11 protein-coding genes and 1 pseudogene are annotated in these 16,179 nt (G+C 46.1%); 8 read left to right on the top strand and 4 right to left on the bottom strand.

Annotation, left to right across the window (positions count from 1 at the left end; translation table 11 throughout):
* The first annotated feature begins 44 nt into the window (after positions 1-44).
* Positions 45-2,206: pseudogene (locus QT996_RS19010) on the top strand (CHAT domain-containing protein).
* A gap of 48 nt (positions 2,207-2,254) precedes the next feature.
* Here QT996_RS19010 and QT996_RS19000 read toward each other — a convergent pair.
* Together QT996_RS19000 and QT996_RS18995 are read right to left on the bottom strand one after the other, a co-directional pair.
* Positions 2,255-4,213, bottom strand: a complete 1,959-nt coding sequence (locus QT996_RS19000; RefSeq protein ID WP_333048322.1) for a cation:proton antiporter domain-containing protein — start codon at positions 4,211-4,213, stop codon at positions 2,255-2,257.
* Between the two features lie 421 nt (positions 4,214-4,634).
* A complete protein-coding gene (locus tag QT996_RS18995) occupies positions 4,635-5,915 on the bottom strand; it encodes a GH25 family lysozyme (RefSeq protein WP_333048321.1) in 1,281 nt (426 codons plus the stop codon).
* Between the two features lie 112 nt (positions 5,916-6,027).
* Here QT996_RS18995 and QT996_RS18990 point away from each other — a divergent pair, with 112 nt between their 5' ends.
* Both QT996_RS18990 and QT996_RS18985 read left to right on the top strand, forming a co-directional pair.
* Entirely contained in the window at positions 6,028-6,522 is a 495-nt protein-coding gene (locus QT996_RS18990) for a DUF427 domain-containing protein (protein ID WP_333048320.1), read from the top strand.
* Between the two features lie 391 nt (positions 6,523-6,913).
* On the top strand, positions 6,914-8,026 hold the full coding sequence (locus QT996_RS18985; RefSeq protein ID WP_333048319.1) for a diguanylate cyclase: 1,113 nt from the start codon (positions 6,914-6,916) through the stop codon (positions 8,024-8,026).
* A gap of 18 nt (positions 8,027-8,044) precedes the next feature.
* On the opposite strand, the gene QT996_RS18980 is transcribed toward QT996_RS18985, so the two are convergent.
* Both QT996_RS18980 and QT996_RS18975 read right to left on the bottom strand, forming a co-directional pair.
* The gene (locus QT996_RS18980; protein WP_333048318.1) at positions 8,045-8,284 is read right to left on the bottom strand and encodes a helix-turn-helix transcriptional regulator; all 240 of its coding nucleotides are present in this window, start codon (positions 8,282-8,284) and stop codon (positions 8,045-8,047) included.
* Positions 8,285-8,538: 254 nt separating this feature from the next.
* The gene (locus tag QT996_RS18975) at positions 8,539-9,555 is read right to left on the bottom strand and encodes a methyltransferase domain-containing protein (RefSeq protein ID WP_333048317.1); all 1,017 of its coding nucleotides are present in this window, start codon (positions 9,553-9,555) and stop codon (positions 8,539-8,541) included.
* A 585-nt stretch (positions 9,556-10,140) separates the two neighbouring features.
* Between QT996_RS18975 and trxB the strand changes: the two genes are divergently transcribed.
* The 5 genes from trxB (at position 10,141) to QT996_RS18950 (ending at position 15,639) form a co-directional block, all read left to right on the top strand.
* The gene (trxB, locus tag QT996_RS18970; protein WP_333048316.1) at positions 10,141-11,511 is read left to right on the top strand and encodes a thioredoxin-disulfide reductase; all 1,371 of its coding nucleotides are present in this window, start codon (positions 10,141-10,143) and stop codon (positions 11,509-11,511) included.
* 269 nt (positions 11,512-11,780) lie between these two features.
* The gene (locus QT996_RS18965) at positions 11,781-12,662 is read left to right on the top strand and encodes an ABC transporter permease (protein ID WP_333048315.1); all 882 of its coding nucleotides are present in this window, start codon (positions 11,781-11,783) and stop codon (positions 12,660-12,662) included.
* 150 nt (positions 12,663-12,812) lie between these two features.
* Complete coding sequence (locus tag QT996_RS18960) at positions 12,813-14,012, top strand: AAA family ATPase (RefSeq protein ID WP_333048313.1); 1,200 nt, start codon at positions 12,813-12,815, stop codon at positions 14,010-14,012.
* A gap of 51 nt (positions 14,013-14,063) precedes the next feature.
* Complete coding sequence (locus tag QT996_RS18955; RefSeq protein WP_333048312.1) at positions 14,064-14,669, top strand: DUF4276 family protein; 606 nt, start codon at positions 14,064-14,066, stop codon at positions 14,667-14,669.
* 805 nt (positions 14,670-15,474) lie between these two features.
* Positions 15,475-15,639 carry a hypothetical protein gene (locus tag QT996_RS18950; protein ID WP_242728775.1) on the top strand — a complete coding sequence of 55 codons (165 nt, stop codon included), beginning with the start codon at positions 15,475-15,477 and terminating at the stop codon, positions 15,637-15,639.
* Positions 15,640-16,179: the final 540 nt, after the last annotated feature.

Raw genomic sequence — 16,179 nt, 5'->3', positions numbered from 1 at the left:
CCATCGCCCGCGAAATTAAAGACCGTCTAAGTGAGGGTGAGGCATTGGGCAATTTGGCAGGTGCTTACTACTCTCTGAGCAACTCGGCCAAAGCCATTGAGTATTCACAGCAGAGTTTAGCGATCGCCCGCGAAATTAAAAACCGCCAGGGGGAGGGTGCGTCACTGGGCAATTTGGGACTCACTTACCACTCTCTGGGCAACTGGGCCCAAGCCATTGAGTATTTGCAGCAAAAGTTAGCCATCGCCCGCGAAATTAAAGACCGTCTAAGTGAGGGTGAGGCATTGGGCAATTTGGCAGGTGCTTACTACTCTCTGGGCAACTCGGCCAAAGCCATTGAGTATTCACAGCAGAGTTTAGTGATCGCCCGCGAAATTCAATACCGCCAATTGGAGGCTATGTCACTGGGCAATTTGGGACTCACTTACGAGTCTCTGGGCAACTATGCCCAAGCCATTGAGTATTTGCAGCAAAATTTAGCCATCGCCCGCGAAATTAAAGACCGTCCCAGTGAGGGTAGGGCATTGGGCAATTTAGGAATCGCTTACCGCTCTCTGGGCAACTATACCCAAGCCATCAAGTATGCAGAGCAGTGCTTAGCCATCGCCCGCGAAATTAAAGACCGCCAGATAGAGGGTGCAGCACTAAGCAATTTGGGAGCCACTTACCACGATCTGGGCAACTATGCTAAAGCCATTGAGTATGCACAGCAGCCGTTAGCCATCGCCCGCGAAATTAAAGACCGCCAAAGTGAAGGTGTGGCGCTCAACAACCTTGGAGTGGCGTTCTTGGAAGCTGGCAACCCAACAGAAGCTGAAAAAATGCTCCTCAATGGGATTCAAGTTTGGGAATCAATGCGTCAAATGCTCGGCTCCAACGATGCGAATAAAGTCTCCATCTTTGAAGGACAAGCTGGCACTTATCGGGCTTTACAACAAGTTCGGGTGGCTCAGAATAACCCCAATGCCGCGTTAGAAATTGCCGAACGGGGACGTGCTCGTGCCTTTGTCGATCTCCTGACAGAGCGCTTATCAACTGGTGATGCCAATCCGGTCATCGCCTCTGCTCCCAACCAGGAGCAAATCCGCCAAATCGCCAAAGCACAGAATGCCACTTTGGTTCAGTATTCCATCATCTACAACGACTTCCAGATTCAGGGAAAAAGGGAAGCGCGAGAATCCGCGCTCTACATCTGGGTGATTCAACCGACGGGCGAAATTACGTTCCGCGAGGTAGACCTCAAACCCCTCTGGCAGCAGCACAAAGCCTCTCTAACCGATCTAATTATTGGCAATCAGGAGTTTCTTGCCGTTCGCAGCCGCAGCAGTACGGGTTTTCTTCAACCGCAACCCAACTTACCGACACTGCATCAACTGCTGATTGACCCAATTGAAACGCTTTTGCCAAAAGATCCCAATGCCCATGTCATTTTCATTCCCCAAGGTTCCCTGTTCCAGGTGCCTTTTCCCGCCCTGCAAGATGCCAACGGCACTTACTTAATCCAAAAACACACCATTCTCACCGCCCCTTCGATTCAAGTATTGGATTTGACTCGACAACAACGGCAGAAGTTGGTACAGAAGCCAGCCAACAGCAGTAACGCTCTAGTCTTGGGCAATCCCACGATGCCGAGTGTGTCTCTCTCTCTGGGAGAACCCAAACAGCAATTGTCTCCTCTACCGGGAGCCGAAGCTGAAGCGATCGCGATCGCACCTCTGCTCAACACCCAAGCCATCACAGGCGCACAAGGTACAAAAGCTGCGATCGTCCAAAAAATGCCGCAAGCATCGATTATCCACCTGGCAACGCATGGATTGCTGGATGATGTGCGCGGATTGGGAAGTGCGATCGCTATGGCTCCTTCTGGTAGCGATGACGGCTTATTGACCGCAGAAGAGATTTTCGACATGAAACTGCAAGCAAATTTAGTTGTTTTGAGTGCCTGCAAGGAGAAGGGAGAATTACTGGGGATGGGGTGATTGGTTTGTCGCGGGCGTTGATTTCGGCAGGAGTGCCGAGTGTAATTGTTTCTTTATGGTCAGTTCCCGATGCGCCGACATCCGAATTGATGCAGTCGTTTTATCAAAACTTGCAAAATAATCCCGACAAAGCACAGGCACTTCGGCAGGCAATGTTAACCACGATGAAAACTCATCCAGGGCCGCGAAATTGGGCGGCATTTACTTTAATTGGGGAGGCAGAGTAAGGACGATCGCCACAAGCAGATTACAGAGTACGATCGGGGATACTGCTCCTACCGCGAAACTGGCGGCTGCAAAACTTTAGCATCCTTTGCTATTGCCGCTGACTCCAAAACCTGCTCTAAAACCCGAGAAGGAATCGGCACTTCTTCAACTACCTGATGCTTTTCCAAAGTCAAGCGAGACTGCGACGAACCCGACAATCTTTTCAACAACTTCGGTGTCGGATCGTACAGCAAATAAATAATTCGATCGCCTGCTTGCCAAATCTGGGCCGCCGACACTACTTGCAAGTACCCTTGCCTTTCCAGCAGCAGCGGCGCTAATTCCCCGGCCTGAACCAAAGCTTGCAAGTGAGCAATCTGAAACTGCAATCCCTCACTTTTTAACTCAGTTTCCCCCAATTTTACTTCTTTGTCAATCAGATATTCGTTCCAATCCTTCAGCGACAAATCGGAGACAAAAGCTTGATTTATTTTAGTCTGATTTGCAGGCGTATTTGCTTGCGGATCTTTGGGGAATATTGCCAAAACCCTCGGCGGTGCAAACTCTTCGGCCGCCCGCTGAGCTAACACTAAGTTTACCTCGCCGTTGTGAGTCATTGCCAAAAAAGTTCCCATCGAATCCAGTCCAGCTTCTTCTAACACGCTGTGGTCGAGAGCACTGCTCAAAAACACCCGCAAACCTTCTCGTTCTGCTTGTTCGCAAGCTTCCGGGTTCGTGTCAATAATTGCCACCGATTCTCCGCGTTCTTGAAACAAGCGAGCAATTAATCTGCTCAAAGGATTTGACCCCACAATGACGGCACCGGTGGCCGATTTTGAGGTGATGCCCAAAAGTTGAGCCATCCGTCCAGCCGTTAGTCCCTGGACGAAAACTGTCATAATAATTGTTAGGAAAACTAAGGCTTTAATCGAGTCGCCGCCGTTGATTCCTCGCTGGGTAAGCAAAATTGCAAATAAAGATGCGATCGACGCTGAGACAATTCCCCTCGGCGCTACCCAACACACAAATAATTTCTGCCGCCAATTCAGTCCGCTGTTCCAAGTACACAGCCAAACGTTGATCGGCCGCACTACCCACATTAAAGCTAAAACTGTAAACAAACTTCCCCAACCGAGGGCGACCACACTAGCGAGGGATAAATCGGCCGCCAGCAGCACGAACAGCATGGAAATAGCAAGAACTGTGAGTTGCCCTTTAAACCTCCTCAGCAGCCTTTCTTCCGGCACAGCCGCAGCTCTGAGGACAATGCCGGAGAGGACTGTTGCCATCAGTCCCGATTCGCTGCGGATTTCTTCTGCTAAGCCGAAAAATCCCCACAAACCGGCTAAAACTACTAAGTTTTTAAGGTCTTCTGAGAGAAATTGCGATCGCTTGAGAATGAATCCCAGCAGCCAACCTCCCGCAATCCCGATGACTGCGCCAACTAAGAGTCGCACGATTAAATCTCGGAACAAAACCAGCAAATCAGCATTGCCGTTCAAAATAATATTCAGCACCAATACTGCCAAAATTGCCCCGACAGGATCGATTAAAACGCCTTCTGCTTCTAGCAAGGCGGCAACTTGTTTGTCAACCGATACTTGTTTGAGCAAAGGGCCGATTACCGTCGGACCAGTGACGACTACTAGAGAAGCATACAGAAATGCGATCGGCCAGGGAAATTCCCCCAACCAGTGTGCGGCCATTCCGCCGCCAATTAGCGTAATTAAAGTGCCTACGGTAACTAAATTGCGGATGCTGCCGGAAAGTTTGCCCAAATCTCGCAATTCCAAATTCAAGCCGCCTTCAAACAGAATTAAAGCTACGCAAAGCGATACCATAACTTCCAAACCGCTGCCCAGCAGATTCGGGTGCAGCACTCCCAAGCAGTCTGGGCCGGCTAAAATGCCAAACAACAGCAAAAAGACGATCGCCGGAACTTTCAGATAAGCGGCGAGAACTTGAGCACTGATGCCACAGATGACAGTCATGACCATCAACTGGGTAATGTTAAAGGGGATTTCCATAGATATAATTGTTACAGGCTGCCCGCTTAGTTTTAAATGTTCGATAGCGGGTAATTGCAGTGCAGGCGCTATTTTCGGCGCAGCTTACAAACTCGGCACGGCCCGGGATTTTTCCCAATAAGATTAAAAACCTTGATAGTGGCTATAACTTTATCAGATAATTCTCTTGGCGTCAAAGATGGCAGTAAGCTGTAGCTAAGCGAGAGATTGTCTGTTATGTTCGAGAGTCTCATGGAGATGCGGGGAGTGAGGGAGAGGATTTGACTTGTTTTGATGTGGACTCAATCTCAAATCTCCAATAGCAAGATTTGGCGGCTTTTCAATTACAAAGCGGTCAAACCCCCAGATTTATTTGTGGAGTCAATCTCCCATCTAAAAAACTCTAAAATCGCCAGATTCATCTTTAGAGTCCATCTAAAATCTATAATCGATTAGCATTCTGCCACCTGCGAAAAAACTCCGATAGAATGGCCGGCGAAATTCGCCCTTCCAGCCAATCTAAAGCCTGGTTTTGGTTTGGTGCGGCCCGATAAAATTTGCACGCATCTATCAGCCGAATCGGAGAATTAGTGACAATAGATTGAGAGCGCCATTTTTGTGCAAACTCGTTAATAATAGCCGGAGAAATTTGTTTTTGCAGCCAATCTAAAGCTTGGTCTTGTTGTGCTAAACCGCGATAAAATTTGCCGACATCTATCAATCGCAAATTACTGTCTTGAGGTAAGGTAGTTGCCCGCCATTTTTGAGCAAATTCCCCTAAAATAGAGTTAGAAACTTGACTTTGCAGCCAAATTAAGGCAGTATCTTGGCTAGCGCTAGCTTTATAAGACGAAAATACCTGAGTCAGTCGCACGTTTGATATGGGAGTAGGAGTCGGAGCGGGAGTCGGCTGCGGGACTGGTGTCGGGGTTGGAGGGGGGACAACTACTTTGGGAGATTTTCGCATCAAAGTGGCCCAAGTTTTGAGGCTGGCAATGCCGTCTGGATTGAGATCTTGAGATTTCTGAAACGAGATGAGCGCCGCTGTGGTGGTGGCTCCAAATTTACCATCCATCGCACCTTGATAAAAACCTTTAATTCTTAATTCCCTCTGGATGTCTGCAACTTTATAACTTACGGCGCCTTCTCGGACGCTTTCAAAAATATTGGTGTCTACATTCCCCGAGACGCCGGACACGGTGCCGGTGTCGCTATACTGCCAAAAAGTCCAAGTTTTCCAGCCGCCGGGAACCCAAGGTTCCTCAGCACTCGTATAGTGAGCAATCCACAGTGGGTAATCCGCCAACCGTGTCGTTCCCAAGTTGTCCCAGAAACCGGGGTAAGTGTAGATAATAGGCCGCATCAAGGTGACTTTTTCGACTGCTTCTAACCAAATTGTGGCTCGATCGCACAATTGATCAACACTCAAACCGCCTGTAGTTTCCAAATCCAAGACGGCCGGTAAATCCCCCGCTTCGAGTTTTACAGTTTTCAAGAACAAATCTATTTGTCCTTGAACGCTGCTTGCAGGTTGAAAAAAGTGGTAAGCACCGCGTTGAATCCCCGCCGCTTTCATCGCCGCCCAATTGCGAGCGAAAGTTTGGGAAACGAACGTTGCACCCTCCGTCGATTTGACAAAAGCGAAGACAATACCTTCCTGGGCAACTGCTTGCCAATTGACATTGGGCTGGTAGTCGGAAACATCTATACCGCGAATACTCATATTACGAAGAGGTGAGAAAAGCTGGTTTGCTCTGAAGCAGCGACTCGATTAAGGGTACATTAAATTGTAATGCTAAGTCGCTAATTGTTTGTTTTCAGGGGAGATTGTGCACATGAACTTCGATCGAATAGAGCCTGGCCCTGGTGAAGAGTCTGTTTGGGATTACCCACGTCCCCCTCGGCTTGAGGAATCGACCAAACACGTACAGATAATTTTTAATGGAGTGACGATCGCCGACACGCGCCGTCCTCAGCGGGTATTGGAGACCAGTCACCCTCCTGTCTACTATATCTGCCCCGATGACATCAAAATGGAATATTTGCACAAAACTTTACGGGGTTCTTGGTGCGAGTGGAAGGGACAAGCCGGTTATTACACTGTGACGGTAGAGTCGAAAGAAGTAGTAAATGCAGCTTGGTTTTATCCCAATCCTAATCAGGTTTTTGCAGCTATTAAAGATTATGTGGCTTTTTATCCCAGCAAGATGGAGGCTTGTTATGTGGACGGGGAATTAGTGCAATCTCAACCAGGGGATTTTTACGGCGGCTGGATTACCAAAGATATTGTCGGCCCGTTTAAGGGAGGGCCAGGAACTTGGGGGTGGTGAGGGAATGTTGAGTGTTGAGTTTTGAGTTTAAAACAGCGGCAGAGACCACGTTTTTTACGCAAAACCTTGTTACAGCCTCGATCCTGGTTTTAAAACCAGGTTTCTTGAGTTTGTTTGCGCCGTGAATGAGTTAAGAAATAGCGCTGAAATCTTTTTTTTACCGCAAAAAATCACCATTAAAAAATTAAGTAATAATTCAATAAATCTCTAATTGAGTAAGGATGAATCAATCCAAGGGAATGCAGGCAGGAAATAAACTCATGCGTTAGTTTATCCCCTTAAATATTATATAGTGTAGTAAATACAGCCAATGGTACGAAACAAATACTAAGATAAGTTAATAGTTTAGACTAGCTTTGTTGCTGCTTTATTTTTTATTCTGATCTGCGCTGTGTCTGTTGAATTTATCCCGCCATCTAACTCGCCCGAAAAACTACCAAAAAATCTATCTTTAGAGTCTACTCTTAAGGATCTGCCTGTATTTAATTTTCAAGTGGAAGCTTCATCCCTAGCCAAAGAAGTAGCCCGGTTTTTTCAAGCTCACCCGCTGCTTCCGGGAGTTATCTTGACCGTAAAAGGCGAATTTTTAGGGATGATATCGCGCAGGCGATTTATGGAACGCCTGAGCCGCCCTTACGGACTAGATACATTTGCTGGCCGACCAATTCTGGCTTTGTATCAGATAGCTCAAACTGATATTTTGATTTTACCAGGAGTAGCCTTAATTGTCGTGGCAGCTCAGCGAGCCATGCAGCGGCAGCCCGAACTGCTTTACGAGCCGATTGTTGTGCAGTTAGAACCTCAAGTTTACCGACTGTTAGACGTGCATCAAGTATTGGTAGCTTTATCCGAAATTCACCAACAAGCTACTGGGTATATTAGGCAACTGTATTACAATTTATCGGTAACACAAGCCGAGTTAGAAGCAGCTAATTCTCAATTACAATCAGCTAATTCCGAATTGTATCGCCTTGCGAACTCAGATGGGTTAACTCAGGTGGCGAACCGGCGCTGTTTTAACGAATACTTCGAGAAAAAATGGCAGGAATTGGGACAAGAAGCAGCAGAACTATCTTTAATTTTATGCGATATTGACTTTTTTAAACAATACAACGATACTTACGGACATCAAGCGGGAGACGCTTGTTTGCAACAGGTAGCGAAAACTATTGTTGAGGCTGTAAATTACTCGACAGGCGAAGTTTCGGGGGAGACTCTGGTAGCTCGTTACGGAGGCGAAGAATTTGCAGTGATTTTGCCTCGGACTTCACCTGAAATAGGTGTCTCGATTGCAGAGAAAATTCGAGTGTGGATAAGAGAACTAGAAATAGAACACATTAATTCGGAGGTGTGTTCTCTCGTGACGCTGAGTTGGGGAGTAGCGAGTACGGTTCCTCGATCGTCTGCAGCACAAAAAAACTTGATTGCAGCGGCAGACCGCGCACTTTATCAAGCTAAAGACCGAGGGCGCGATCGAGTAATTTTAGATGCCGATGAATTTTAGATTGGAAAATCGTTTCCATCATAGATTATCTGGCAAATCGCCGATCGACCTGCCGATGCTAGCCAGCAATTTCTCCAAAGCTTTCATCTGCTTGACGGTGAACGTCGGCACATTCTTTCCCAACTCCCAACGACTGATTGTTTGCGACGAAACGCCAGGCTCTCGCGCCCAATCTTTCTGACTCATCTCCAGTTCTTCCCTGAGCTTCTTCAAATGCGACTCTTCATCTTCAGGTCGCGGAACGGGCTTTTTCGGCATAACTTCGATCGCAGATTTTTCCGATCAGATGCTTAAACATCTTACTCCCTTCCTCGGAGAAGATTATCTACTTGTGATTCTTCCTGACTCTTCCTTCGCGTTTTTCGCGTCTTCGCGGTTCAATCATACTAATTTTTCCGACCCGAAAACAGTAATTAAACAACAAACAGATCACGGAAGGGTAAGGCGCATAGCTGGAAAGGCGCGATCGCTCCTATTCTCATTTGAAAAGTTATCGGGCGATCGTCCCGTGGCTACAAAGAGTCGCACCAAGCACGTTCTGCCGTCCAATGTCTGTCTGAAGATTCATAAATCCTCAACCCATCCAACCCGGCATTTTGGATCATCTCCTCAACTTCATCCAGCGTAAATGCTGCTTGCAACGAATCGCTGAATAACTGTTTCTGATGCGCGTTGCAATCTCCCGCATACAGATTGACTAAATTATCCCTGATTTCCGCTTTTTCCGGCCGCAGCAAATCCCGCAAAAAAATTGCTCCCTGCGGCTTCAACACCCGCTTGACTTCCTGCAAAAATGGCAGCGGATCGGGCAAATGGTGGATAATGCTGTTGGAAATCACCATGTCAAAATAACTGTCTGGATACGGCATTGCCTTAGCATCAATTAATTCGAGACTGATTTGCGATCGCACGCCGGCCTTTTCCACATTTTCTGCCCCGACTTTCAGCATATTTGCCGACAAATCGATGCAAGTCAATTTCCATGCTGGCCGGAGTTGACAAAGGGCGATCGGAATTCTCGCCGTACCCGTCCCCGCATCCAAAACGTTTCCAAAAACCGGCCCCAACGCCGCAGCACTCTTAGCAAAAGCAGTATTAACCTCAGTAAAGTCCATCGAATCGTATTCGATCGCCTCTTCCAAGGAATCCATCACTTCCGGTTCCAAAACTCGCTGCATAAAATTTATCTCGTTATCTGGCATTTCCATATAGGGGTTCAGTTTCGCCTGCAAAAGCTCGACTAACTCCGGTTCCATATATTCGTAGTTGTCCGGGATTTGCAGGCAAATAACTTTCTTGCCTTCGAGACTTTCGGGAAATTTGCTGCGAAGTCGATCGCCATGCTTCTTCTCCATCACAAATATCAAATCTGCCCAACCGACAAGACCCTCAGTGACTCTAATTCTTGCACCTTTTTCCGTTCCAGCCGATCGCACGCTGTAGCCGCTAACGTTCTCGCATATCTTCTCGGCAGTCAAACTCCTCCACTTATTCTGACTGCACACAAACAATATCTTGATTTTATCCATCTAGACACAATTACAAAATTCTATGTTTATCGTGGCACGGGCGTCCCGCCTGTGCTTCCGAAGCGGTTAAAAATTTCCTTCTAATTTTCCCCCGATCCCACCTTGCATACCACAAAGACTGTATTTTGTCAAAATTGGCAAAATCTCCGTTACAATTCTTAAACCATAAAATTCGGACTTTGCATAAATAATTGCACTAATTACATTTGAAGAGGTTGCTAATTTTATGAATTAATTAGGTTTCAGCGTCACCAAGTCAAATTAGTCATAATACCCCTGGATTATGAAAATCCTACCACAAGCCTCAAAGCAAGTAAATAGGTAAAATAATTGAGAATGAAGTCAATAATTTCGATCATCTTTAGATTTTCTTAAGAATTGAGGACTCAAAATAGATCGAACATTTAAAACTAAATCGACTTTTAGATTGTTTTTGCTTATAAAACAAGCTGGAATTGCCCCGAAGACCGATCGACCCTCAACAATAGATACAGATGCTCGATCGCCCAATGGCATCCAACCAAACTCGATCGAACTCTGCTAGAATTAGTAAAACGAAGTCGTTATGAGTTTAAGTAAACAGCTATGACCAACGAAACCGTAGAAAACCTAGTAATTATCGGCTCAGGCCCTGCAGGCTACACAGCAGCAATCTACGCAGGTCGGGCAAACCTGAAACCCGTAGTGTTTGAAGGCTACCAAGCGGGAGGCGTCCCCGGCGGTCAACTGATGACCACCACAGAAGTAGAAAACTTTCCCGGTTTCCCTGAAGGGATCACCGGGCCGCAGCTCATGGATCGAATGAAAGCTCAAGCAGCGCGCTGGGGTGCAGAATTATACACAGAAGATGTAACTTACGTAGATTTGAGCCAGCGTCCGTTTACAGTGCGCTCAGAAGACAGAGAAATCAAAACCCACACGATAGTAATCGCTACAGGCGCGACCGCCAAACGGCTGGGGCTGCCTAGCGAACACGTATTTTGGAGTCACGGCATTTCGGCCTGTGCCATTTGCGACGGCGCTACCCCAATTTTTAAAGGAGTAGATTTAGCTGTCATCGGCGCGGGCGATACCGCAGCGGAAGAATCTATTTATTTGACAAAATACGGCTCTCACGTACATATGCTGGTGCGGCGCAATCAAATGCGCGCCAGCAAAGCCATGCAAGACCGAGTGCTGAGCAATCCCAAAATTACCGTGCACTGGAACACCGAAGCAGTGGATATTTTGGGCGAAGCGGGCGGCAAAATGGACGGGGTGAGGCTTAGAAATATCGAGACGGGCGCCGAGAGCGATTTGCTGGTGAAAGGATTGTTTTATGCGATCGGTCACACTCCCAACACTCAACTGTTCCAAGGTCAGCTAGAACTCGACGAAATAGGGTATATCGCCACCAAACACGGTTCGGTAGAAACCAGCGTCGAGGGAGTTTACGCCGTCGGCGACGTGCAAGACCACGAGTTTCGCCAAGCAATCACCGCCGCCGGCAGCGGTTGCATGGGGGCGATGCTGGCAGAACGTTGGCTGTCAGTCAACGGTTTAATGCAGGAATTCCATCAAACTGAGGAATCCGAGCAACCCACAGCAGCGCCGGAAGCTCAAAAAGTACGCAAAACCAGCGAGAACTTTGATATCCAAGACACGCGCCACGAAGGAGGTTATGCTTTGCGGAAGTTGTTCCACGATAGCGATCGACTGATCGTGGTCAAATATGCCTCTCCGAGTTGCGGCCCTTGCCACAGCCTCAAGCCGATTTTGAACAAAGTAGTAGATGAGTTCGATGGCAAAATTCACTACGTGGAAATTGACATCGAAGAAGATCCAGAAATTGCGGAAAATGCTGGCGTGATTGGTACGCCGACGATTCAGTATTTCAAAGACAAAGATATGGTGGCTGAGCTCAAGGGAGTTAAGCCGAAAAGCCAGTACCGCGAGTTAATTGCCAGTAATTTGTAGGAAGTCGATTGATTTTAGATTTCAGGTTCGCCAAGGGAGATTTAACTTAAACTCGACTTGCGTCCCGCCTGCCAAAAACACAGTTTATCCCCTGCGCGCCAGTCCCATGCAGGGGATAAACTGTGTTTTTTTTAGCCCTATCGCGCGAAAAAACCCGGTTTGTCGCGAGTGTTTGGCGAAGGAGAAAGAGGATTTTTGACTGTTCCGGGTTTTTTCGCCTGAGTGCTACTAAAATCTAAAAGTCTTTCTTATATTGGTCGATCGTCATTATGGCTCAAAGCCGCCTCCGACTGCCGCGATTTCTCAACAGTGCCTCACCGTCAAGCCTGTCAATGAAAATGATGTGGGCAGGTTTGACAATAACTGCCGTGTTTATATTCGTAGCCACCTTGTCTCCAGCTATGCAAGCTTGGGGATGGCTGCAAAATCCTACCGAGGCTTTGATTAACCCCATCCACGAACCGCCGTCGGGGAATTATTGGTTTGGTACTAGCCGCAGCGGCTACGATGTGTTTTCCCGCACGCTGTTTGCTTCTCGGGCCGCTTGGCAAGTGGTGATTTTAGCCACATCTTTGAGTTTGTTTATCGGTGTGCCGCTGGGTTTGGTTAGCGGTTATGTGGGCGGTAAGCTCGATCGAGTGTTGTTATTTTTAATGGATACAATTTATACTTTGCCGGGGCTGCTGCTTTCTTTGACGCTAGCGTTTGTAGTAGGAAAAGGAGTTTTGAATGCTGCGATCGCCCTGAGCATTTCCTACATACCTCAATACTACCGCGTAGTCAGGAATCACACCGTCAGCGTCAAAACCGAATTGTTTGTCGAAGCCGCGCGAGCAATGGGTGCTGACACTTGGACAGTGCTTTCCCGCTACCTATTCCTGAACGTGATTCAGAGCGTACCGGTGCTGTTTGCGCTCAACGCTGCCGATGCAATTTTAACATTAGGAGGTTTGGGATTTCTTGGATTAGGACTTCCCGAAGCGACTCCTGAATGGGGACACGACTTGCGTTTAGCTTTAGATGCGCTACCTACTGGCATTTGGTGGACAGCTTTGTTTCCCGGTTTGGCAATGACTTTAATGGTAGTGGGATTGTCTTTGGTGGGGGAAGGATTAAACGAGTTTGTTAACCCTCGCCTGCGGAATCAGTAATCATTTTTCTGTAGCACAATCTCAAAAAACCAAACACCCAGATTCCGGACTTCTTTGAGAAGTCGGGAATCTAACGAAAAAGCGTTTTATGTTTAATGAAAACGACCTACTTATCCAAGAAACACCAAGTATAGTTAAGGATGTGAAATTATGAAAAATGTTCCACGGATAGAATATCTCAAAGTTCAAAATTACCGAGCTTTACATAATCTAGAACTTAAAAAAATTACCCCCTTAACTGTCCTCTTGGGGCCTAATGGTAGCGGAAAATCAACTATTTTTGATGTTTTTGCTTTCCTGTCTGAATGTTTCAATGAAAGCCTCAGAAAAGCATGGGATAGAAGGGGCAGATTTCGAGAATTACGCACCAGAGATAGTACAGGCTGCATCATTATTGAATTAAAATATCGAGAGACATACAAATCGCCGTTAATTACCTATCATCTCGCCATAGATGAAGAAAATAATCGTCCTTTCATTGCTGAAGAATCGTTACAGTGGAGGCGAGCCAGCCAAGGTAAACCTTTTCGGTTTTTAGACTTCAAGAAAGGCGAAGGACAAGTCATTAGTGGCGAAAGTCCTGATGAAGAAGGTGAAAGGATTACCGAACAACTGGCATCACCTGAATTATTAGCAGTAAATACATTAGGACAATTTGCCAAACATCCTCGCGTCAGCGCATTAAGACGCTTTATTACAGGTTGGTATTTATCCTATTTAACCGCAGATAATACCCGCAGCCTTCCCGAAGCAGGTGCACAGGAAAGATTGTCCCCCACTGGTGACAATTTACCTAATGTTATCCAATACCTAAAAGAACAACATCCCCAACGGTTAGAAGAAATACTAAAAACCCTTTCTGCTCGTATTCCACGCCTCGAAAAAGTCGAGGCTCTTGTCATGCAGGATGGCAGACTTTTGTTGGAAATTAAAGATGCTCCTTTTTCTCATCCCATTTTGGCAAAATATGCCTCCGACGGTACGTTAAAACTCTTAGCTTATTTGACAGTTTTATTCGATCCAAATCCCCCGCAATTAGTGGGAATAGAAGAACCAGAAAATCATTTGCATCCGCAATTATTACCTCAGCTTGCAGAAGAATGTCGTTCGGCTTCGGCGAATACTCAATTAATGATAACAACCCATTCTCCCTTTTTTGTAGATCGTTTAAAACCCGAAGAATTATGGGTATTATATAGAGATGAAAAAGGTTTTACTCAAGCCAAAAGAACCGCCGATATGCAGGGAATCAAACAATTTATAGAAAACGGTTCCTTACTCGGTTCGCTGTGGATGGAAGATTTCTTTGATGTGGGAAATCCCCTCAAAAATGCGGGTGCACCGCAATGATTTTAAACTTAAAATTAAGAGGAGGTGAGCATTTTGCATCTTGAGTTTTTAGTGGAAGAAGCATCACTAGAATCAGCTTTAACCCACATTGTACCCAAAATATTGCCATCGACTGTTACCTATAAAATTCATGCTTTTCGAGGGAAAACAGATTTACTGGCTAAATTGCCTAACCGTTTGAAAGGTTATCAAGCATGGCTTCCGCCTGATTGGAAAATTGTTATTTTAATAGATGAAGATCGAGAAGATTGTCTCAAATTAAAACAAAAACTAGAAATAATGGCAATATCTTCGGGATTAATCACTAAATCTTCCTGTCAAAAAGATAAATCATTCCAAGTCTTAAATCGAATTGTAGTTGAAGAATTAGAAGCGTGGTTTTTCGGCGATGTTGAAGCAATTTGCCAAGCTTATCCTAAAGTCTCTGCCAATTTAGCTAATCAACAACCGTATCGCGACCCCGATGCTATTAAAGGGGGTACATGGGAGGCTTTGGAAAGAGTCCTGAAAAAAGCTGGATATCATGCGGGAGGACTAGAAAAATATAAAGCCTCTAGCGAAATTTCTCAATATATGAATCCTGAATTAAATCGCTCTAAAAGCTTCAAAGTCTTTTATCAAAGTTTATTAGAAATCATCAATAGTAAAGAGGTATAATCAACTTTATAGACAATTTTCGATCTCGTCATTGCTGAGCTAGGAGCGTGATCAATGATTTAGAGCTCAAACCTAGAGCCACGCTTTCGGAGGACACGCTGTAAATAAATGTAACAAAAGTTTTAGCGATCCCACCAGCGTCCTACCGTTCCCTTTCTTTAAGCCTCCTGCAGTTTATGCCTTCTCTAACAATAGCAAGCACATCGCTAACTGCGTAAATTTTTCTTCCCTGGCGGACTTATCATCGGCCGACAGTTGCAGCAACGCCCGCTGTGCTTTTGTTTCGTCTGCTTGAAATTATCAAGACAATTCGGGAATGCTACCTAAAATTGATTGAGGGGCTTTATGGAATCTTCACAGTGTCACGATATATTTAAAGGAATCGTGAAGTTATACTTCCGGGAGATGGCGAATTGTGTTGTTTGTGAGGAGAAAGTGCGATCGCGCAAGTGCGAACCGAAAGCAAAAAAAATTTAGAGAAGTCCGCAGCCGAGAGTTGCGCGGCGGGTTAACTCTCAGTAGAATTTATCCGGGTGGTTTTTGCCATTGACGCGACAAACTCGTGTCGAACTGCTTAAATAAGAATGTGACGTTAAGAACTTAATGTGATTTAACGTGAAAATTAAACCCAATTTCTGAGATTTGAGCTAACTTAACAATGAAAGCCCCTGTTGCACTACTCAACCCGCAACGCTTCATTTGGGGTCCGAGTCGGTCTCTAATCCAGAGTGGCCGGCTTAAAACTAAAGCTACGAGCTTTATTCAATCGCACATTGCGTATGATTCAATTCAGGGAAACAGGGTAATGATGGGTGTATCTACACGGATTGTATTGGTTCCAATTTGGGCAACTCAAAAATTGTCTGCTAACTGTCTGGCCAACTACGCCGCAGCCGTTCACCCAGATATACGCAGAAAACAGCGCCGTTTGATCGTGCCAAAGTTTTTGCGGGCCGTTCTCAGGATTTAGCAGAGCCGGACATGAGTTAGTATTGTCAAGCTAAGCTGACAGAGTTTTCCTAGTTCTTGACCAACAATGGAAAACAACTTCCATTTTTTGTGAGAAAGGCTACAATCGGGAAGGTCTTTGCAATATCCGATTCTCCCCGTTTGGTGCTTCAACCCTCTGCTGTTGCATTTGAGGCAGCAGACTAGCATCCAAAGTGGCGAAAATTTGCCGTGCAACTGTCATGTCTGACAACCAGAGTCAAAGCAAGGCGAATCAAAAGTTCGACACCTCCAATACAAAAGTTAGAGGGTTCCGTGCCGGAAAACTTGTACGGGTAAAAGCTCGAAGTACCGAGTAAAAAAGCCAGTATTTTTGGAAGTGCGATCGATCGCATTTCATGGTTTGCTTCTCTGGGCAAGATATCACAGATGATGTGGTCACTCGCTCCGAAAAAAAAAGCCGCACGCTCAATCCCAGGTCGCGATGTTAAAATCTGCGCTCAATTGAAGGCGCTGGCTGCTTCAAACCAGAACTCGAACTTTGACTGATAAAACTGGTGCA

It is taken from the genome of Microcoleus sp. S13C4 (assembly GCF_036700865.1).
Classification (GTDB): domain Bacteria; phylum Cyanobacteriota; class Cyanobacteriia; order Cyanobacteriales; family Microcoleaceae; genus Microcoleus.
This window is presented reverse-complemented; position numbering and strand designations above follow the sequence as displayed.

Bases quoted from the DNA above. Each gene is read 5' to 3' on its own strand.
- QT996_RS18965 (WP_333048315.1), top strand. From the start codon at position 11,781: ATGGCTCAAAGCCGCCTCCGACTGCCGCGATTTCTCAACAGTGCCTCA.
- QT996_RS19000 (WP_333048322.1), bottom strand. From the start codon at position 4,213: ATGGAAATCCCCTTTAACATTACCCAGTTGATGGTCATGACTGTCATC.
- QT996_RS18950 (WP_242728775.1), top strand. From the start codon at position 15,475: ATGATGGGTGTATCTACACGGATTGTATTGGTTCCAATTTGGGCAACT.
- trxB (WP_333048316.1), top strand. From the start codon at position 10,141: ATGACCAACGAAACCGTAGAAAACCTAGTAATTATCGGCTCAGGCCCT.
- QT996_RS18980 (WP_333048318.1), bottom strand. From the start codon at position 8,284: ATGCCGAAAAAGCCCGTTCCGCGACCTGAAGATGAAGAGTCGCATTTG.
- QT996_RS18975 (WP_333048317.1), bottom strand. From the start codon at position 9,555: ATGGATAAAATCAAGATATTGTTTGTGTGCAGTCAGAATAAGTGGAGG.
- QT996_RS18995 (WP_333048321.1), bottom strand. From the start codon at position 5,915: ATGAGTATTCGCGGTATAGATGTTTCCGACTACCAGCCCAATGTCAAT.
- QT996_RS18960 (WP_333048313.1), top strand. From the start codon at position 12,813: ATGAAAAATGTTCCACGGATAGAATATCTCAAAGTTCAAAATTACCGA.
- QT996_RS18990 (WP_333048320.1), top strand. From the start codon at position 6,028: ATGAACTTCGATCGAATAGAGCCTGGCCCTGGTGAAGAGTCTGTTTGG.